The organism is Stenotrophomonas sp. YJH_SMC_135, assembly GCF_059372355.1.
The window spans coordinates 229,701-248,327 of record NZ_JCAFVN010000004.1 but is presented as its reverse complement, the minus strand read 5'-3'; the positions used below and the strand labels follow the sequence as shown (position 1 = coordinate 248,327).

General features: G+C 67.6%; 14 protein-coding genes. 8 read left to right on the top strand and 6 right to left on the bottom strand.

The annotated features are described in order from the left end of the window. Nucleotides 1-7: 7 nt before the first annotated feature. Genes AC5P98_RS15885 through AC5P98_RS15870 form a run of 4 tightly spaced genes read right to left on the bottom strand, consistent with a single transcriptional unit; the run spans nucleotide 8 to nucleotide 5,367 of the window. Entirely contained in the window at nucleotides 8-715 is a 708-nt protein-coding gene (locus tag AC5P98_RS15885) for a DUF4159 domain-containing protein (protein WP_032957605.1), read from the bottom strand. Further along, on the bottom strand, nucleotides 715-2,049 hold the full coding sequence (locus tag AC5P98_RS15880) for a TldD/PmbA family protein (RefSeq protein WP_014645476.1): 1,335 nt from the start codon (nucleotides 2,047-2,049) through the stop codon (nucleotides 715-717). The genes AC5P98_RS15885 and AC5P98_RS15880 overlap by 1 nt, the downstream gene beginning before the upstream one ends. A 21-nt stretch (nucleotides 2,050-2,070) precedes the next feature. Next, entirely contained in the window at nucleotides 2,071-3,705 is a 1,635-nt protein-coding gene (locus AC5P98_RS15875) for a TldD/PmbA family protein (RefSeq protein WP_049419129.1), read from the bottom strand. 30 nt (nucleotides 3,706-3,735) lie between these two features. After that, complete coding sequence (locus AC5P98_RS15870) at nucleotides 3,736-5,367, bottom strand: TldD/PmbA family protein (RefSeq protein WP_049419130.1); 1,632 nt, start codon at nucleotides 5,365-5,367, stop codon at nucleotides 3,736-3,738. 770 nt (nucleotides 5,368-6,137) lie between these two features. Here AC5P98_RS15870 and AC5P98_RS15865 point away from each other — a divergent pair. Further along, nucleotides 6,138-6,752 (top strand): DUF938 domain-containing protein, encoded by a 615-nt coding sequence (locus tag AC5P98_RS15865; protein ID WP_495230100.1) that lies wholly within the window; start codon nucleotides 6,138-6,140, stop codon nucleotides 6,750-6,752. Nucleotides 6,753-6,825: 73 nt separating this feature from the next. Here the strand turns inward: AC5P98_RS15865 and AC5P98_RS15860 are convergent, their stop codons facing one another. After that, the gene (locus AC5P98_RS15860; RefSeq protein ID WP_495230099.1) at nucleotides 6,826-10,512 is read right to left on the bottom strand and encodes an indolepyruvate ferredoxin oxidoreductase family protein; all 3,687 of its coding nucleotides are present in this window, start codon (nucleotides 10,510-10,512) and stop codon (nucleotides 6,826-6,828) included. A gap of 169 nt (nucleotides 10,513-10,681) precedes the next feature. Here AC5P98_RS15860 and AC5P98_RS15855 point away from each other — a divergent pair, with 169 nt between their 5' ends. Then, the gene (locus AC5P98_RS15855; protein ID WP_069118184.1) at nucleotides 10,682-11,317 is read left to right on the top strand and encodes a tetratricopeptide repeat protein; all 636 of its coding nucleotides are present in this window, start codon (nucleotides 10,682-10,684) and stop codon (nucleotides 11,315-11,317) included. Nucleotides 11,318-11,790: 473 nt separating this feature from the next. Here the strand turns inward: AC5P98_RS15855 and AC5P98_RS15850 are convergent, their stop codons facing one another. Continuing rightward, nucleotides 11,791-13,275 (bottom strand): AAA family ATPase, encoded by a 1,485-nt coding sequence (locus AC5P98_RS15850; protein WP_014645482.1) that lies wholly within the window; start codon nucleotides 13,273-13,275, stop codon nucleotides 11,791-11,793. Nucleotides 13,276-13,398: 123 nt separating this feature from the next. Here AC5P98_RS15850 and AC5P98_RS15845 point away from each other — a divergent pair, with 123 nt between their 5' ends. From AC5P98_RS15845 to AC5P98_RS15820, 6 genes are all read left to right on the top strand, one after another. Continuing rightward, nucleotides 13,399-14,028, top strand: a complete 630-nt coding sequence (locus AC5P98_RS15845) for a nucleotide-binding protein (protein WP_005420986.1) — start codon at nucleotides 13,399-13,401, stop codon at nucleotides 14,026-14,028. A gap of 49 nt (nucleotides 14,029-14,077) precedes the next feature. Continuing rightward, entirely contained in the window at nucleotides 14,078-14,554 is a 477-nt protein-coding gene (locus AC5P98_RS15840) for a SixA phosphatase family protein (protein ID WP_014035499.1), read from the top strand. Nucleotides 14,555-14,558: 4 nt separating this feature from the next. After that, entirely contained in the window at nucleotides 14,559-15,176 is a 618-nt protein-coding gene (locus tag AC5P98_RS15835; RefSeq protein WP_014645483.1) for a YceI family protein, read from the top strand. Further along, complete coding sequence (locus AC5P98_RS15830) at nucleotides 15,173-17,230, top strand: phospholipase D family protein (RefSeq protein ID WP_049408351.1); 2,058 nt, start codon at nucleotides 15,173-15,175, stop codon at nucleotides 17,228-17,230. Before AC5P98_RS15835 ends, AC5P98_RS15830 begins: the two co-directional genes overlap by 4 nt. A gap of 10 nt (nucleotides 17,231-17,240) precedes the next feature. Then, nucleotides 17,241-17,675 (top strand): hotdog fold thioesterase, encoded by a 435-nt coding sequence (locus AC5P98_RS15825; protein WP_014035502.1) that lies wholly within the window; start codon nucleotides 17,241-17,243, stop codon nucleotides 17,673-17,675. Nucleotides 17,676-17,793: 118 nt separating this feature from the next. Further along, entirely contained in the window at nucleotides 17,794-18,585 is a 792-nt protein-coding gene (locus AC5P98_RS15820) for a lysophospholipid acyltransferase family protein (RefSeq protein WP_032961622.1), read from the top strand. Nucleotides 18,586-18,627 lie beyond the last annotated feature (42 nt).

Genomic DNA, 18,627 nt, shown 5'->3' with positions numbered 1-18,627 from the left:
GGTCCTATCAATTGTTCAACGCGTACATCACGATGTTGACGCCGAAGCGGGTGTTGTCTTCGGCCAGGAAACGCTTGTTGCGCCAGTCGTAGTCCCACTCGCAGCCGTAGTCCTTGTTGCTGTAGAGCAGCCCCAGGCGGCCATCGATCTCGATGCCCTTCAGGTAGTCGTGCACCAGGTCGTCGCCCCAGCCGTTGAGTTCGAAGCTGGTGGCCGGCGGGCCATCGGGGAAACGGAAGAAGCTGCGGTACAGCGGGTGGCTGTTGGGCAGCTTCTGCAGTGCCCTGGGACCAAACAGGCGGCCCATCTGTGCCTCGAACGAGGTGGCGAACAGCCCATCGATATCGTGGTTGCAGTCGTCGACGAAGACGAAGCCGCCATTGCGCACATAGCGCACGAAGTTCTGCCGCTCGGCGGCATTGAACTCCACCAGCGTGTGGCCGGCCAGGTAGCAGAACGGCGCTTCCAGCATGCGCGGGTCGGCCAGTGCCACCACGTGCTCCTGCGGGTCCACGCGCAGCGAGGTGTAGTCGATCAGCGAGGTGATCAGGTTGGACGGCATGCGCGCGTCCACGTCCCAGTCACCGGAGTCGTACTGCAGGCGGGTGAACCAGAAGTCGTAGCGCGAACTGCGCGGGCCTGCCTGTGCCCAGGCCGGCAGCGCCGCCGCCGAAGCGGCAGCGGCCAACCAGCGCAGGCAGGCCCGGCGATCCATCAGACAGCGTCGGACAGCGAGGTGAAGGTGAAATCGCGCAGCTTCATCGGCGGGATCATCATCACGTAGCTGGACTCATCACCGGCCACACGCACCGGCTTGCCCAGCTCTTCGATGTTGTTGAGCATGATCACCGGCGACTCGTTGAAGCGGAAGTTCTTCACCGGGTGCTTGATCTGGCCGTTCTCGATGTAGAAGGTGCCGTCGCGGGTGAGGCCGGTCAGCAGCACCGTCTGCGGATCGACCATGCGGATGTACCAGGTACGCGTGACCAGGATGCCCTTCTGGGTGCCACGCACCAGCTCGGCGGTGCTTTTGTCGCCACCGCTCATCAGCAGGTTGCCCGGCGAGGCCTTGGCGGTCTTGCCCTGCTTCTGCGCCCAGAAGCGCGAGTAGTCCAGGTTGGCGATCTTGCCGTTCTCGATGATGGCCATGCGCTCGCGCGGCAGGCCTTCGTTGTCCCACGGCAGCACCGGTGCGTCCGGATGCCACGGATCGGCGATCATGGTCACGCGCGGGTCGTAGACCTGCTCGCCCAGCTTGTTGCCACCACCCTTCTTCGACAGGAAGCTGCGGCCTTCATCGGCCGAGCGCGCACTGAAGAAGTTCATCATGAAGCTGATCAGGCCTGCCGCTGCGGCCGGCTCCAGGATCACCGTGTACTTGCCCGGTTCCAGCGCCTTGGCTTCGGCCGACTCGGTGGCCTTGCGCATGGCGATGCGGATGTCCTGGTCGGCCTTGAAGTCGGCCGCATCCTTCAGGTTGCGGCCGACCCAGCCCGAGCCGCGGCCATCTTCAGTGCGCACGGTGCAGGTGTAATCGAAGTTGGTGGTGCGCTGGTAGGCGAAGTTGCCGTTGCTGTTGGCGGTGGCCTGGAAGCCCTGGCCATCCTCGAGGAAGCCGGCGGCGATCAGGCCGTGACCACGGCACGGGGCGATCGAATCGGCGGCGACCTTGGCACGGAACGCCGGATCGATGGCAGCAGTGGATTCGCTGAAGGTGGGGCTGGCGCGGTAGCTCTGCTTGCCGATGGCCGGCATGAACTCCGGGTTCTCCGGGGCCAGGCGGGCCAGGTCTTCGGCACGGCGCACCACGCGTTCCAGCGCGGCATCGTCGAACTCGTTGATCGAGGCGGTGCCGACGCGCTTGCCGAAGGCGACGGTGACTGCCAGTTCGGTGTTGTCGACGATGCCACTGGTGGAGACATTGTTCAGCGCGAAGCGGATGTTGCCGCTGATCGCGCCGGCCAGCACGGCGGTGCACTCGTCGGCCTTGGACAGGGCGATGACCTTGTCGAGGATGGCCTTGGCCTGGGCTTCGGTGAAGATACTCATGGTGTAAGGGCTCCTGACCGGTCAGCCGAGGCTGCGTGCGGTGTTGATGACGTTGATGCCGTTGAAGCGCGCGGTGGACGAGCCGTGCGAGACCGCCGAGACCTGTCCCGGCTGGCCCTTGCCGTCGAAGAACGAACCGCCCAGGCGGTAGTCGCGTTCGTCGGCCACGGCGGTGCAGGCGTTCCAGAACTCCGGCGTGCGGATCTGGTAAGCCACGTCTTCCAGCATGCGGGTGATCTGGCCGTTCTTGATCTCGTAGAACAGCTGGCCGCCGAACTGCGCGTTGTAGCGCTGCTGGTCGATCGAGAACGAGCCATCACCGATGATGTAGATGCCGTTCTCCACGTCCTTGATCAGGTCCGGCACGCTCAGCGGCGTCTTGCCCGGTGCCATCGACACGTTGGCCATGCGCTGGAACTGCACGCTGGACCACGAGTCGGCATAGCAGCAGCCGTCGGACTCGGTCTTGCCGAGGATGTGGGCCTGGTCGCGGATGGTCTGGTAGTCCACCAGCTTGCCGTTGCTGATCAGGTCCCAGCGCTTGCACTTCACGCCTTCATCGTCGTATGCCACCGCGCCGAGGCTGCCGGGCTGGGTCTTATCGGCGAAGATGTTGACCAGATCGCTGCCGTACTGGAAATGCTGTTCGCGCTTGTCCAGGGTGGCGAAGCTGGTGCCGGCGTAGTTGGCTTCGTAGCCGAGCACGCGGTCCAGTTCCAGCGGGTGGCCGATCGACTCGTGGATGGTCAGCCAGGTATGCGACGGATCGAGCACCAGATCGTACTTGCCCGGCTTCACCGACGGGGCCTTCAGCTTTTCCTGCGCCTGCCGGGCGGCGGCGATGGCGTCTTCCTTCATGTCGTAGGAAGAACTGTAGTTGACCACGCCATTCGGACTGACCACCTTGCCGGCGGCGGCGCCGTCCAGGTACTCGTAGCCCAGGCCCATCGGCGAGGACAGGCCCGAACGGGTGCGGAACTTGCCGCTGCTCTTGTCGATGGCGGTGACCGTCATCGGCGCCCAGATGCGGTGCACGTCCTGGTCGATATAGGAACCATCGGTGGAAGCGAAGTACTTCTGCTCGTTGACCAGGAACAGCATCGAGTTGACGAAGCTGGCACCAGCGCCCATTGCGGCAGCGTTGACGTCCAGCAGCAGACCGACCTTGTCCTTGATCGGCACCTCCATCGCATTCTTGCGGATCGGCGTGCGCCAGCTCACCTCACCCACGCCCGGCGCCTTGGCCAGCTGCACCGGTGCGGTCTGCACGCCGGCATTGGCCTTGGCGATGGCCGCCGCCTGCTGCGCGGCCCTGGCCACGTCGGCGGTACCCAGTGCGTTGGTGGCGGCGAAGCCCCAGGCGCCGTTGACGATCACGCGGATGCCCACGCCGGTGGACTCGGTGTTCACCACGTTCTGCACCTTGTCCTCGCGGGTGATCACGAACTGCCGCAGGTAGCGGCCGATGCGCACGTCGCAGTAGGTGGCACCGGCGCTGCGCGCCGCCTGCAGCGCCGCGTCGGCCAGGCGCTTCTTCAATGCCGGGTCGAGGCTGGACTGCAGCTGCTCGGCGGCGATCACCTTGCCGAAGAAGGAGGGCACGATCAGCCCGCCCGCGGTAAGCCCGGTCAGGGCCAGGAAGTCACGTCTTTGCAAGGCTGCTCTCCATGTCGAAGGATGGGTGGCTCAAGCGCCGAGACTGCGCGCGGTGTTGATGATGTTGATGCCGTTGAAGCGGGTGGTGGACGAACCGTGCGAGACCGCCGAGACCTGGCCGGGCTGGCCCTTGCCGTCGAAGAACGAACCGCCCAGGCGGAAATCGCGTTCATCGCAGATGGCCGTGCAGGCATTCCAGAATTCCGGCGTGCGGATCTGGTAGGCCGCATCCTCGATCATGCCGGCGATCTTTCCGTCCTTGATCTGGTAGTACAGCTGGCCACCGAACTGCGCGTTGTAGCGCTGCTGGTCGATCGAGTACGACCCCCGGCCGTGGATGTAGATACCGTTCTCCACGTCCTTGATCATGTCCTCGACGCTGAGCGGCTGCTTGCCCGGCGCCAGCGAGACATTGGCCATGCGCTGGAACTGCACGCTGGACCAGGAATCGGCGTAGCTGCAGCCATGCGATGCATCGCGGCCGAGGATATGGGCTTCATCGCGGGTGGCCTGGTAATCGACCAGGATGCCGTCGCGCACCAGGTCCCAGCGCTGGGTCTTGACGCCCTCGTCGTCGTAGCCGACCGCACCGAGGCTGCCCGGCTGGGTCTTGTCGGCGAAGAAGGTGACGATGTCGCTGCCCCAGCGGAAACCCGCATCGCGCTTGTCCAGCGTGGCGAAGCTGGTGCCGGCGTAGTTGGCTTCGTAGCCGAGCACGCGGTCCAGCTCCAGCGGGTGGCCGACGTTTTCGTGGATGGTCAGGAACAGGTTGGACGGGTCCAGCACCAGGTCGTACTTGCCGGGCTTCACCGACGGCGCCTTCAGTTTCTCGCGCGCGTGGCGGGCGGCCGCAATGGCGTCCTCGACCGGGTCGTAGGAATCGCGGTAAGCGGTGATGCCACCGGGCAGGTGCACCTTGCCGCGCGCATCGCCATCGAGGAACTCATAGCCCATGCCCATCGGCGAGGACAGGCCGGCGCGGGTGCGGAACCTGCCGCTGGCCTTGTCGATGGCGGTGGCGGTGAACGGCAGCCAGATGCGATGGATGTCCTGGTCGATGAACGAGCCATCGCTGGAGGCGAAGTACTTCTGTTCGTTGACCAGGAACAGGGTGGAATTGATGTAGTCGGCGCCCGCATCCAGCGCGGCGGCATTGAGGGCCAGCAGCAGTTCGACCTTGTCCTGGATCGGCACCGCCATCGCGTTCCTGCGGACGGGGGTCTGCCAGCGCACCTCCCCGACCGGCGGCGTCGGCGCCAGCTGCACCGGCCGGGTCTGGATGCTGGCGTTGGCGCGGGCGATCGCGGCCGCCTGCTCGACCGCAGCGCGTACGGCGGCCTCGGTCTGCTGGTGGGTGGCAGCGAAGCCCCAGGCCCCGTTGACGATCACCCGCACGCCCACGCCGGACGATTCGCGGTTGGTCACGTTGCCGACCTGATGCTCGCGGGTGATGACCGACTGGTTGAGGTAGCGGCCGATGCGCACATCGCAGTAGCTGGCCTTGGCCGTGCGTGCGGTGGCCAGCGCCACGTCCGCCAGGCGCCTGCGCTGGAGGGTGTCGACCGGGGCGAGCAGTTGCTCGGCGGCGATGGCACGGGAATGCGGCAGCAGCAGGCCCGCCAGGCCCAGACCGGAAAAAGCCAGGAACTCACGTCGTTGCACAGCGTTTCTCTCTCTCGCTTGCGTGCGGCCGGCAACGGGCCGAGCCGATCACGTCAACCACTCGACTTTCGCCAGCGCGGGGCATCCGGGCAAGTGACTGCAGTCATGGTTGGGGGTGTTACGGCAGGGCTGCGCCCTGCACCTGCTCAGAGCCGGAGCAACAGCCACAGCAACAGCGGGCTTGCTGAGGGATGGCGGGGCGGTGTGGGTGGGCAGGACACGCCGTTAACCCCCCTCCGGGGTCCGGCCCAGCCGCTGGCGGCTGGGCGTTCGGGCGCTTGCGAAGCAGTGCTTCGCAAGCAAAGTGCCCTCACCCATGGGGGCTCGATGGCGCCATCCATGGCGCCAACGGTCCTGCCCACCCACACCGCCCCGCCTCTGACAGATTCCGTGCGCTGCTGGTAGGTGTCGACCTTGGTCGACACATCTGTCAGATATCGAATGAAATTCGGGGTCAGATCCGTTTTCCTGCGGAAAACGGATCTGACCCCAAGAGTGTTTCCGACAGATCGCGGCCAACTGTCGAAGGCGGGGTGGGTCCGGTGGCAGGGGCGTGAGCGCCATGGATGGCGCGACCGAGCCTCCATGGACGGATTTACGGCGTCCCCTGCCACCGGATCCACCCCGCCATCCCTCAGGAAGCCCGCTGTTGCTGTTGCTTTGGCTTTGGCTGTTGCCGTTGCTGTGGCTTGAAGCAGGTGCAGGGCGCAGCCCTGCTCGGAACACTCCCTGGTGCACAATGGGGCCGCCCCCGCCCGGACACCCTCCTGATGTCGAGCAAGCCGTATTCAGAAGCCTGCGAGCGCAACCGCGAACCGATCGCCGCCGCACTCGACCCGTGGATGGGCGACCGCCATCGGGTGCTGGAAATCGGCAGCGGCACCGGCCAGCCCGCGGCCTTCTTCGCCGAGCGTTGGCCCTGGCTGCGCTGGCAGCCCAGCGACCATCCGGACCATCTGCCCGGCATCGAGGCCTGGCGCGCGGAAGCGGCGCTGCTGAACCTGCTGCCGGCGGTGGCGCTGCAGGTGGAACTGCCACCGGCGCCTGGGCTCAGCCTGCCACAGGGCAGCACGTTCGACGCCGCGTTCAGCGCCAACACGTTGCACATCATGAGTTGGGCGCACGTGCAGGCGTTGTTCGCCGCGCTGCCATCGGTGCTGCGTCGCGGCGCGCTGCTGGCGGCGTACGGCCCGTTCAACTACGGCGGCCGCTACAGCAGCGACAGCAACGCGCAGTTCGATGCCTGGCTGAAGGCGCGCGACCCGCGCAGCGGCATCCGCGATAGCGAAGCGGTGCAGGCGCTGGCCGCCGACCACGGATTCACCCGCCTGGGGGATGTGGCGATGCCGGCCAACAACCGCCTGCTGCTGTGGCGGTTGGGGTAAACCATCGGTAGTGCCGGCCGCTGGCCGGCAACCGATTGCCCGGATGAATGCTGGCCAGCGGCCGGCACTCCCTTCAGGCCACCTGCACGATATGCAGCGCCTTCGGATTGCGCCACTGCGCCAGCAGGGCCGCTTCGCGCGCCTTGGCCTGCTCGAAATGCGCTTCCTTGACGTGGCCGAAGCCGCGGATGTGCTCGGGGATGCTGGCAATCTCCACCGCCAGGGCCAGGCGGTCGTCATCCAGGCCGTCCAGCAGTAGCTGCACGGTGGCCTCGTAATCGCCGATCAGCTTGCGCTCCATGCGGCGTTCCGCGGTGCGCCCGAATACGTCGAAGCGGCCGCCACGCAGGAACTTCAGCCTGGCCAGCAGGCCGAAGGCCTTGAACATCCACGGGCCGTATTCCTTCTTCAGCAACCGGCCCTGCTCATCCTTCCTGGCGAACAGCGGCGGCGCCAGGTGGAAGCGCAGCTGGTAATCGCCCTCGAACTGCTGCTGCAGGCGGCGCTGGAAGTCGCCGCTGGTGTACAGGCGGGCCACTTCGTACTCGTCCTTGTAGGCCATCAGCTTGAACAGGTAGCGGGCCACGGTCTCGGTCAGCGCAGTGGAGCCGCCGATGCGGTCGGCTTCGGCGGTGCGCACGCGCTCGACCAGGCTGCGGTAGCGGTTGGCGTAGGCAGTGTCCTGGTACTCGACCAGGAACGCGGCGCGGCGCTCGATCATTTCATCCAGCGAGCGCGACAGGCGGGCGTCATCCAGCGGCAGGAACGCCACGTCGCCACCGTGCGAGGGCAGGCCGCGCAGTTCGCGTTCGTCGCCGGTGTTGCGCGGTGCCGCAGTGGCACCCCATTCATTGCCCTCCCACTCGCCTGGTGGCAGCGGATGCAGCGGGCCCGGGGTGGATTCGGCATCGGTGTGGCGGTTGCGCACCAGGCCGGCCGCCTGCTGCACGGCCTGCGGATCGACCACGGCCAGGCGGCCCCAGGCGAACGCCTGCTGGTTCATCGCCACGGCCGCGCCATTGAGCTCGATGGCGCGCATCAGCGAGTCGAACGACAGCGGCACCAGGCCCTGCTGCCAGGCGTAGCCGAGGATGAACAGGTTGGCGGCGATGGCATCGCCCAGCAGCGCGGTGGCCAGCTGGGTGGCATCGAGCAGCAGTGGTTCCTGGCCGCCCAGTGCCACGCGCACGCCGGCAATGATGTCGGCGGCGGGGAACTGCATGTCCGGGCGCGTGGTGAAGGTGCCCGGCATCGCTTCGTAGGTGTTCAGCACCACCTGCGAACGGCCGGCACGCACCTTCGAAAGCGCCCAGTAGTCGTTGACCACCACCATGTCGCAGCCCAGCACCAGGTCGGCTTCACCGGCGGCGATACGCACGGCGTGGATGTCTTCAGGGCGACGGGCAATGCGGATATGCGTGGTCACCGCGCCGCCCTTCTGCGCCAGGCCGGTCTGGTCGAGCACGGTCGCGCCCTTGCCTTCCAGGTGGCCGGCCATGCCCAGCAGCGCGCCGATGGTCACCACGCCGGTACCGCCGACGCCGGTGATCAGGATGTTCCAGGGCTGCTCCAGGCTGCCGCGGAGAGTCGGTGCCGGCAGGTTGTCCAGCAGCGTGGACGCATCGCGCTTGCTGCCCTTGCGCGGCTGGCCACCGTGCACGGTGACGAAGCTCGGGCAGAAGCCGTTCACGCAGGAATAGTCCTTGTTGCAGTTGGACTGGTCGATCTCGCGCTTGCGCCCGAACTCGGTTTCCTTCGGCAGCACCGACACGCAGAAGCTCTTCTTGCCGCAGTCGCCGCAGCCTTCGCAGACCAGCGAATTGATCAGCACCCGCTTCTGCGGGTCTTCCAGCTTGCCGCGCTTGCGGCGGCGGCGCTTCTCGGTGGCGCAGGTCTGTTCGTAGATCAGGATCGAAACACCCTTCACTTCGCGCAGGCGCTTCTGCACTTCGTCCAGCTCGCTGCGGTCATGGAACTCGACGTCGCTGGGGAAGTGCTCGCGCTGGCCGGTCCACCTGCCGATGTTGTCCGACAGCACCACGATGGTGTGGATGCCCTCGGCACGCATCTGTTTTGCAATGTCCGGCACGCTCAGCGGGCCGTCCACCGGCTGGCCGCCGGTCATCGCCACCGCATCGTTGTAGAGGATCTTGTAGGTGATGTTGACGCCGGCAGCGACCGCCTGGCGGATCGCCAGCGAACCGCTGTGGAAGTAGGTGCCGTCGCCGAGGTTCTGGAACACGTGCGGGGTATCGGTGAACGGCGCCTGCCCGGCCCAGGTCACGCCTTCGCCGCCCATGTGGGTGAAGGTATCGGTGCTGCGGTCCATCCAGGTCACCATGTAATGGCAACCGATGCCGGCCAGCGCACGCGAGCCTTCCGGCACGTTGGTGGACGTGTTGTGCGGGCAGCCGGAGCAGTAGTGCGGTACGCGCGGAAAACTGGCGCGCGGCAACGCAAGTTCGGCTTCCTTCTCCTGCATCCACTGCAGGCGCTGCTCGATCGATTCGTTGTTGAAGAACTTCTGGATGCGGCGACCGATCACGCCGGCGATGGTGGCCGGGGTCAGTTCACCGGTGGACGGCAGGATCCACTCGCCGCTCTCGTCGTACTTGCCGACGATGGACGGGCGCTGGCCCCAGCTGGCCGGCCAGTTGAAGAACTGTTCCTTCATCTGGCGCTCGATGAAGGCACGCTTCTCCTCCACCACGATGATGTCTTCCAGGCCCTGCGCGAAGCGCGCGATGCCCTGCGGCTCCAGCGGCCAGGTCATGCCGACCTTGTACACGCGGATGCCGATGTCGGCGCACGCCGTTTCATCCAGGCCCAGGTATTCCAGCGCCTGCAGCACGTCCAGGTAGCTCTTGCCGGTGGTGACGATGCCCAGCCGCGCGCGCGGCGCGTCCATCACCACCTTGTCGATGCCGTTGGCGCGGGCGAACGCCTGTGCGGCCTTCACCGCATAGCGGTGCAGGCGCATTTCCTGGTCCAGCGGCGGGTCCGGCCAGCGGATGTTGAGGCCGCCGGTCGGCATCTCGAAGTCTTCCGGCAGCACGATGCGGCGCGCCATCGGATCGACCTCGACCGAGGCCGACGATTCCACCGTCTCGGCGATCGTCTTGAAGCCGACCCAGCGGCCGGTGTAGCGGCTCATCGCCCAGCCCAGCAGGCCCATGTCCAGGATGTCCTGCACGCCGGCCGGATTCAGCACCGGCATCATCGCGCTGACGAACTCGTCCTCGCTGCCATGCGGCAGGGTTGAACTGCGGCAGGCGTGATCATCGGCGGCCAGCGCCAGCACGCCGCCATGGCGCGAGGTGCCGGCGGCATTGGCGTGCTTGAACACGTCGCCGCAGCGGTCCACGCCCGGGCCCTTGCCGTACCACATGCCGAACACGCCCTGCACGTTGGCGCCGGGGAACAGGTTGGTCTGCTGGGTGCCCCACACCATGGTGGCGCCCAGGTCCTCGTTCAGGCCGGGGGTGAACTTCACCTTGGCCGCGTCGAGGTGCTTGCGCGCGCGCCACAGCTCCAGGTCAAAGCCGCCCAGCGGGCTGCCACGGTAGCCACTGACGAAACCGGCGCTGTCGATGCCTTCGTGCGCGTCGCGCAGCCGCTGCATCAACGGCAGTTTCACCAGCGCCTGCACGCCACTCAGGTAGATCCGCCCCTCGTTGCGGGTGTACTTGTGGTCGAGCGTGTAGTCACGGTCGATCAGGTCGGCGGAAGAGGGCGAAGTGAGTTGCGCGGTACTGGTCATGGCTGGCCCGGTCAGGATCGGCTGGCACCGGCCGCGTGCAGGCACGCGGCGGGAAAGGCGCGAATTGTAGCAGCGAGGCCCGACCGGCCCGGCACTCGCGCCGGCGGCCATGCTGGGGTTAGGATCGGGGAGAGAGAGGGAGGCTGCGGTTGCGGCCTGGGGAGAAGGGATGTCAGTTGCAGGAAAGATCCTGGGCAGCATGTTGCTGGTCTCGGGAACGGCCCCCGTGTGGGCCGCGCCGGCGGTGCCGGCACCACAGGAGTTCTACTTCGACAGCGATGCGGCCGCCGTGCCGATGGTCGTGGTCCAGTCCGACGGGGATGCGCTGGTGGCGCAGCTGCTCAAACAGCGCGAGCGCGGCCGGCGTACCGTGGAGGCCACCGTGCAGCTGGCGTCGGTGGCCATTGCGCAGGGCCGCACCGAGCTGGGTGAACAGCTGTATCGCGAAGCACTGAAGGATGCGCCGGTGCAGGGCAGCCTGGGCCGTAGCGTGCGCTGGAATTACGGCTGGGACCTGTTGCGTCAGGGCCAGCCTGAAGCCGCCCTGGAGCAATGGCAGGCCGCTGCCGGTGGTTCGCTGAGCAAGCCGGGCTGGCTGCCACCCACCTATGCGCTGGCGCTGTGGCGGGCCGGGCAGAAGCAGGAGGCGGTGCAGTGGTATGCCGCAGCGGTGCGTACCGAGCCGACGCAATGGAGCGACAGCAGCCGCTTTGCGCAGTTGTTGCCATTGTGGCGTGACGACGAGCGCGCCTCGCTGGCGGAAGTGCAGCAGGCCTGGGCGGCCGCGCCGCCGGCCTGGCCCTGAGGGAAGGGGGGGGCCGGGTTGCACCCGGCACCCGCAGAGGCAACGGCTGGAGCAACTGCAGCAGCCGAAGCAACAGCGGGCTTCCTGCGGGATGGCGGGGCACTGTGGGTTTGCGGGGCCGCCGTAAACCCATCCATGGGGGCTTGGTCGCCGCATCCATGCGGCTCACACCCCGCAAACCCACAGTGCCCCGCCTTCGACAGGTTCCGGCGGCTGTTGGTAGGTGTCGACCTTGGTCGACACGGTAGGTCCATGCCATGCGTGGATGAGATCTGCCAGGGATAGAAATCGAACTGGGGTCAGATCCGTTTTCCTCTGGAAAACGGATCTGACCCCAGGGCCTCAAGAGCAGCCAGCCAACCGCTTTTGCTTTTGCTTCTGCTCTTTTTCTTTCTTCCACGTGGCTGATCGCCAACCGCAGCTGTTGCTTTCAGCAACCAGCCACGAGGGGCTGCGCCGTTCGCCGGAACCCCTCAATCGTCCGCGGAAACCGTCCGCCCCGACGCCCATGCCCGCAATGCCTCTACCTGCTCGGCCATCAGCACCGACAGCGGCCGCGTCGCACGGATCTCGTTCATCAGCAGCTCGGTATCCAACGGCCGGCCTTCGGCGTGCGCCGCATACAGCCCGGCCACGATCGCCTGCTCGATCTCGGCGCCGGAGAAGCCATTGGCCGCGGCCGCCAGCGCCGGCAGCGCGAAGTCGTCGCCGTTGAGCTGGCGTCGCCCCAGGTGCAGCCGCAGCAGCTCCACACGCACCTCAGGCGTGGGCAGGTCGACGAAGAAGATCTCGTCAAAGCGGCCCTTGCGCAGCAGTTCGGCCGGCAACTCGTGTACCTGGTTGGCCGTGGCGACGATGAAGACCGGCGCCTTGCGTTCGGCCATCCAGGTCAGCAGGTAGCCGAGCACGCGGCGCGATACGCCACCGTCCTCGCCACCGCTGGCCAGGCCCTTCTCGATCTCGTCCATCCACAACACGCAGGGCGCCAGCTGCTCGGCCGAGGCCAGCGCCTGGCGCAGGTTGGCCTCGGTCTCGCCGTGGTACTTGTTGTACAGCGCGCCCACGTCCAGGCGCAGCAGCGGTACGCCGAAGCCGGCGGCGGTGGCCTTGGCCAGCATCGATTTGCCGCAGCCCTGCACGCCCAGCAGCAACATGCCGCGCGGCGGGTCCAGTCCGGCCGGTGCCGAGCCGGCGATGAAGGCCACCCGGCGCTGGCTGATCCAGCGCTTGAGCCGGTTGGCACCGGCCACGTCGCCGAAGCGCGCGCTGTCATGCTCGAAGAACAGGTGGCCGCTGCGGTTGAGCAGCTCGAACTTCAGCCGTGCCAGCTGCGGCAGGTCGTCGTCGCGCAGCGCGCCATCGGCGTAGATCAGCTGGCGGGCGATGCGGCGGGCATCGACCAGGCTCAGGCCCTGCAGGTTCTTCAGGATCTTCTTCACCGCCTCGCTGTCGACCTCGACACGGCGGCCGCCGTGTTCGCGCGCATAGGCGTCGGCCTCCTCGCGCAGCATCTTCAGCAGGGCGTTGGCATCGGGCAGGCGCGGGTTGAAGCGCACCGCCAGGGCCTCCAGCTCGGCCGGCAGCTCGACCTTGGCGCCGATCAGCACCAGCACATGCGGCTCGCTATGGCGGCGCTGGATCAGGTCGCGCAGCGCGCGCTGGTGGCTGGCATACCCCAGGTAGGGGTGGAAATCGAGCAGCAGGTAGACACCCCGCTGATCGGCTTGGCGGATCATCTGCAGGGCGGCGCTGGCATCGGGCGGGCCGACCGGCGGGTCCTCGCGGTCCAGGTCGATGCGACGCAGGCCCTCGGTGATGGACCAGCGGTGCAGGGCCCGCCACACGTGCATCAGCGTCTGCCGGAACAGCTCGACGATGCGGGCCTCATCCTGGGTCTCGATCACGATCAGGGGGGTATTGGCGCGGATCAGTGCGCTCAGGTCCTGCAGTTCGCTCATGCCGGTTCGATCCTTCGGGGGCGCCACGATAGCAAAGGCGATGGCCACTGGTTCAGCACGGTGCTACCTCCCGTCACCACCGCCGGTGTACGCTCGGGGCACGTACCCGGAAGCGAGGCTGGCATGAAGACGATCCTGGTGGCCGGTTCCAAGGGCGGGGTGGGCAAGACCACCGTCGCCACCCACCTGGCCGCGTACGCGGCATTGCAGGGCAAGGCCACGGTGATCGCCGATGCCGACCCGCAGGGCTCCAGCACCCGCTGGGCACAACGGCGTGCAGGGCTGGAAAGCGCGGTGCTCCCCATCGATGTGTATCGGAAGAAGCAGTGGGCGCAGAAGCTGCCCGACGGTACCGATACCGTCATCATCGATGCACCGGCCGGTGCGCTGGCCGACGATATCCCCCATTTCCTGGACGCGGCCGACGCCGTGGTGGTGCCGGTGCTGCCCTCGGCGCTGGATATCGAAGCCATCGTCGGCTTCCTCAACAGCCTGGCCCAGAACCCGCGCGTGCACAGCCGCAAGCTGCCGGTGGGGCTGGTCCTCAACCGCACCAAGCCCTGGACCCAGACCTCGCAGCAGGCGCTGCAGATGCTGGCCGAATGGCCATACCCGGTGGTCGCGCAGCTGCGTGACAGCCAGAGCTACGTGGTCATGACCGGCCTGGGCCGCAGCCTGTTCGACTATCGCTCCGCCCAGGTGCGCGAACACCAGGCCGACTGGGAGCCGCTGCTGTCCTGGCTCAAGCTTTGATGCCTGCCTCACTTCTCCTGCTGCATCCTCTTCTCCATGGAAACCCGCGATGCGTGAACTGATCCTGCTGCGCCATGCCCATGCCGAACCCGCCGTTTCCGGCCAGGCCGACCTCGACCGGCCGCTGTCGCCGGTGGGGCTCGCCGAGGCCGAAGCCGCCGGCAAGTGGTTGAAGGAAAACAACCTGCTGCCCGACTGCGTGCTGTGCTCGCCGTCGCGACGTACCCGCGAGACCCTGGAAGCGGTGATGACGGCCATCGGCTATGTCGAAAAGCGCCTGGAAGACCGGATCTACGAAGCCACCCCGGGCACCCTGGCGGCGCTGGTGGACGAGCGTCGTGACCTGGACCGGGTGCTGATCGTCGGCCACAACCCGGGCCTGGAGCAGCTGGTGGCCCTGATGACCGACGGCACCAGCAGTGACTATCGCGGCATGCCGCCGGGCGGCGTGGCCGTGCTTGGCTTCCCGCGCGAGGCCTCGATCGAACCCGGCGTGGCCAGCCTGAACGCGTTCTGGTGGCCGTGATCCGATGAGCCTGGCGCGGCGCAGCCGCTTCCTGCTGCCCGCGTTGCTGGCGCTCGGCCCGGCCTGGGCCGCGGCGCCCCCACCGACCCCGTTGCCGCCCGTGTCCGCCGAGGCGCCACGGGTATTGCGCCTGGATACCCAGCGCTCGCGGATCGGCTTCGAGGTGCGCACCCGCTTCGGCCAGCGCATCGAAGGCGTGTTTCCGCACTTCGAGGGGCGTATCGAGATCCTGTCCGACGGCCGTCACCAGGTGCACCTGAAGATGTTCACCCGCTCGGTGGAGATCCCCGGCAAGGCGCGCTATACCGGCTGGATGCGCGGCGAGGAGTTCTTCGATGCCGGGCGCCATCCGGTGGTCGAGTTCGACTCGCTGCCCTACTGGCCGGAGACCGTGGAGCAGGGCGGCGCCATCAACGGCCGGCTGACCCTGCGCGGCATCAGCCACCCCGAGTCATTGCAGGTCGAGAAGGCGGAGTGCGCCCGACCCGGCTATGATTGCGACGTCGTCAGCCGCGGTACCGTGCAGCGAGGCCGGTACGGAATGGACAGCTGGCAGCTAGCCTTGAGTGACCGAGTGACCTTCGTATTGCGTGCGCGCCTGAGCGAGGCGCCGAAACCGTGAACCTCCTGCTGCGCGTACTGGCGCTGGCAACCGTGTTGCTGGGCAGCGGTTGTGCATCGCTCTCGCATGCCGAGCGTGACCGTGCCGAAGCGATTGCCGTGCAGGCGCGCTCGACCGACGTCGACTGCCAGCGCGCCGACCGCTGCGCGCAGGACTCGCCGTTGCGTGCGCTGGCGGGCCGGGCGTTCACCGAATCCACCCCGGAACAGCCACGCCACTACGCCACCCTGCTCGACGAGGGCGAGGGTGCCCTGGTCGCGCGCCTGAACCTGCTGCGCAGCGCCACCCGCAGCATCGACCTGCAGACCTACATCTTCGACAAGGACGACAGTGCCCGGCTGGTCATCGACGAGCTGCTGGCCGCGTCGCGGCGCGGGGTGAAGGTGCGGGTGCTGATCGACCAGCTCTCGGCGATCTCCGACCTGCAGATCCTCGGCGCCCTGTCCGGCGCGCACCAGAACTTCCAGCTGCGGGTCTACAACCCGACCTTCGGCAAGGCCCGGCTGAACTACTTCGACTATGCCGGCAGCGTGCTGTGCTGCTTCCGCCGCTTCAACCAGCGCATGCACAACAAGCTGCTGGTGATCGACGATGCGATCGGCGTGGTCGGCGGCCGCAACTACCAGGACGACTATTATGACTGGGACCGCGAGTACAACTTCCGCGACCGCGACGTGCTGATCGCCGGCCCGGAGGCGCGGGCGATGGCGGCCAACTTCGATGCCTTCTGGCGCGCCAGGCGCAGCGTGCCGGCCGAGCGCCTGAACGATGTCGGCCGCACCCTGCTGCGCGAGGGCGTGCCGACCCTGCCGCCGGCCAGCTTCCGCCGCCCCGAGCGGGTGGAGCGGGTCAGTGCCGAAGCCAATGACATGGACTTCGTCAGCCGTTCCTTCGTCGATACCGCGTTGCCGGTGGCCTCGGTGCGCTATGTCGCCGACCTGCCGCGCAAGCACCGGCGCGAGAAGGCCGATGCGCCGCTGGCCGGACAGCACGTGACCGAGCCGCAGCTGGATGCGCTGATCGCCGGCGCGCAGAAGGAAGTGATCCTGCAGACGCCGTACCTGGTGCTGTCCAAACCGGCGCAGAAGCTGTTCCGCGAGCTGCGCAAGCGACCGCAGCCGCCGCGCGTGGTGGTGTCCAGCAACAGCCTGGCGGCGACCGACAACCCGATCGTCTATGCGCTGTCGTACAAGTACAAGCGGCGCAACATGCGCGAACTGGGCTTCAACATCTTCGAATACAAGCCGTTCCCGCTGGATGCACCGGTCGATTACCGCAACCTGCTGCCCGACCCGATCGCCGCGCCGGAAGGCGACGACGACGGCGGGCGCAACCCGCTGATCGGCGGCAGTGCTGCCGGCAGCAATGCCGGCGACCGTCGCGATCGCGATGAGCATCCGGCACCCACCGGCAAGCAGGGGCCGGTGAACCATCCGCGCACCGGCAGTGCCTACCAGAACGCGCGCGAGCGCCGCCGTGCGGCCGGCAGCGAGGTCGAGACCCGCCTGCTGCGCACCGAGACCCGGCCCTCGTTCCTGGGCAGCAAGGCGGTCAACAAGCCGTTGCCGGTCACCCGCAAGGGCGCGCGCATGGGCCTGCATGCCAAGTCGCTGGTGGTCGATCGCCGCATCGGCGTGGTCGGTACCCACAACTTCGACCCGCGCAGCGAGAACTACAACACCGAAGGCGCGGTGATCATTGACGACCCGGCCTTCGCCGAGCAGCTGGCCGAGAGCATCCTGCGCGACACCCACCCGCAGAACTCGTGGACGGTGGCGCCGCGGGCCAAGCCGCCGGTGCTGTCCGGGCTCAACTACAGCGTCGGCAAGGCCTCCGAAGCACTGCCGATCCTCGACTTCTGGCCGTGGCGCTATGCCACCGACTACGAGTTCAAGCCCGGCCCGGACTGCCCGCAGCCGTTGCCCCGGCAGGACCCGGGCTTCCACCGCTGCTATGTCGCCGTGGGTGATTTCCCCGAGGTCAATGTCGGCCCGAAGTGGCTGCTGGTACGCATGCTGACCGCATTCGGCGCCGGCCTCGTTCCCATCCTCTGAAGGTGCCCGCATGACCCAGGTGTTCCGCGAAGCCGTTTCCCTCGAGCAGCTCAATACGCTCAGCCGCAACACCGCGATCGCGTCGCTGGGCATCGTCTTCAGCGCGGCCGGTGACGACTGGCTGCAGGCCACCATGCCGGTGGACGAGCGCACCCGCCAGCCCTACGGCATCCTGCATGGCGGCGCGTCGGTGGTGCTGGCCGAGACCCTGGGCAGCAGCGCCGGCAACCTGTGCGTGGATACGGCCAAGCAGATCTGCGTGGGGCTGGAAATCAACGCCAACCACGTGCGTGCGGTGCGTTCGGGCACGGTCACCGGCACCGCCCGCGCGCTGCACGTGGGCCGCAGCACCCAGCTGTGGGAGATCCGCATCGAGGACGAGCAGGGCCGGTTGGTGTGCATCTCGCGGCTGACCCTGGCGGTGGTGGCGGCCGGCCACGGCTGAGCCCCGGACGGGCGGTGACGGCAGCGGAACCCAGCGTTCCCTGCCGATTGCCCCGGTCGATGGGTGTTATGGCCTAAATCGGCTGGCAGCGATGACGGCCCTCCGGTATCGTGCGCGGATGACTTCCCCCACTCCGGCCCCCCGCGGCGGCGTGGCGCGTGTGTGCCGTTACCTGTACCGCGTACCGCTGCTGTTGGTCCACATCATCGTGTTCCTGCCGCTCATCCTGATCGGCATGCTTCGGCCGTGGGGCGAACTGCGCGTGGGCGAGGCGACCCTGGGGGCCAAAGTGGTCAACTGGTGGCAGGGGGGGCTGATGTGGATCTTCGGCTTCCGCCTGGTGCAGATCGGCAGGCCGCTGCCCGGCGCCGTGCTGTTCGTCGCCAACCACGTCAGCTGGGTCGACATCTGCATCCTGCACAGCCAGCGCATGATGGGCTTCGTCGCCAAGCGCGAGATCGCCAGCTGGCCGCTGGTCGGGTGGCTGGCCGCGCGCGGGCAGACCATCTTCCACCAGCGCGGCAACACCGAATCGCTCGGTGGCGTGATGCAGGTGATGGCCGATCGCCTGCGCGAAGGCAAGGCAGTGGGCGTGTTCCCCGAAGGGCGTACCCGCGGTGGCCACGAAGTGGGCCCGTTCCATGCCCGCATCTTCCAGGCGGCGGTTGAGACCGGCGTGCCGGTGCAGCCGGTGGCTCTGGTGTACGGGCTCAAGGGCGACGCGCAGACCATTGTCGCGTTCGGCCCCGGCGAGAGTTTCTTCGCCAATTTCCTGCGCCTGCTCGGTGAGCCGGCGCGGCGTGCGGAAGTGCATTTCCTGGCACCGATCGGTGCGCAGGACCTGGAAGGCCGTCGGCGCATCGCGGAGACGTCGCGCGCGCGCATCGTGGCGGCCATGAGCACGCAGTGAGGGTGCGGTGGCCCTGATCCCGCCACCCGTCCTGGACGCCGG

Excerpts from the sequence above, each read along its gene's own strand:
- AC5P98_RS15885 (WP_032957605.1), bottom strand. The coding sequence starts at position 715 with ATGGATCGCCGGGCCTGCCTGCGCTGGTTGGCCGCTGCCGCTTCGGCG.
- AC5P98_RS15880 (WP_014645476.1), bottom strand. The coding sequence starts at position 2,049 with ATGAGTATCTTCACCGAAGCCCAGGCCAAGGCCATCCTCGACAAGGTC.
- AC5P98_RS15865 (WP_495230100.1), top strand. The coding sequence starts at position 6,138 with ATGTCGAGCAAGCCGTATTCAGAAGCCTGCGAGCGCAACCGCGAACCG.
- AC5P98_RS15860 (WP_495230099.1), bottom strand. The coding sequence starts at position 10,512 with ATGACCAGTACCGCGCAACTCACTTCGCCCTCTTCCGCCGACCTGATC.
- AC5P98_RS15855 (WP_069118184.1), top strand. The coding sequence starts at position 10,682 with ATGTCAGTTGCAGGAAAGATCCTGGGCAGCATGTTGCTGGTCTCGGGA.
- AC5P98_RS15850 (WP_014645482.1), bottom strand. The coding sequence starts at position 13,275 with ATGAGCGAACTGCAGGACCTGAGCGCACTGATCCGCGCCAATACCCCC.
- AC5P98_RS15845 (WP_005420986.1), top strand. The coding sequence starts at position 13,399 with ATGAAGACGATCCTGGTGGCCGGTTCCAAGGGCGGGGTGGGCAAGACC.
- AC5P98_RS15840 (WP_014035499.1), top strand. The coding sequence starts at position 14,078 with ATGCGTGAACTGATCCTGCTGCGCCATGCCCATGCCGAACCCGCCGTT.
- AC5P98_RS15835 (WP_014645483.1), top strand. The coding sequence starts at position 14,559 with ATGAGCCTGGCGCGGCGCAGCCGCTTCCTGCTGCCCGCGTTGCTGGCG.
- AC5P98_RS15825 (WP_014035502.1), top strand. The coding sequence starts at position 17,241 with ATGACCCAGGTGTTCCGCGAAGCCGTTTCCCTCGAGCAGCTCAATACG.
- AC5P98_RS15820 (WP_032961622.1), top strand. The coding sequence starts at position 17,794 with ATGACTTCCCCCACTCCGGCCCCCCGCGGCGGCGTGGCGCGTGTGTGC.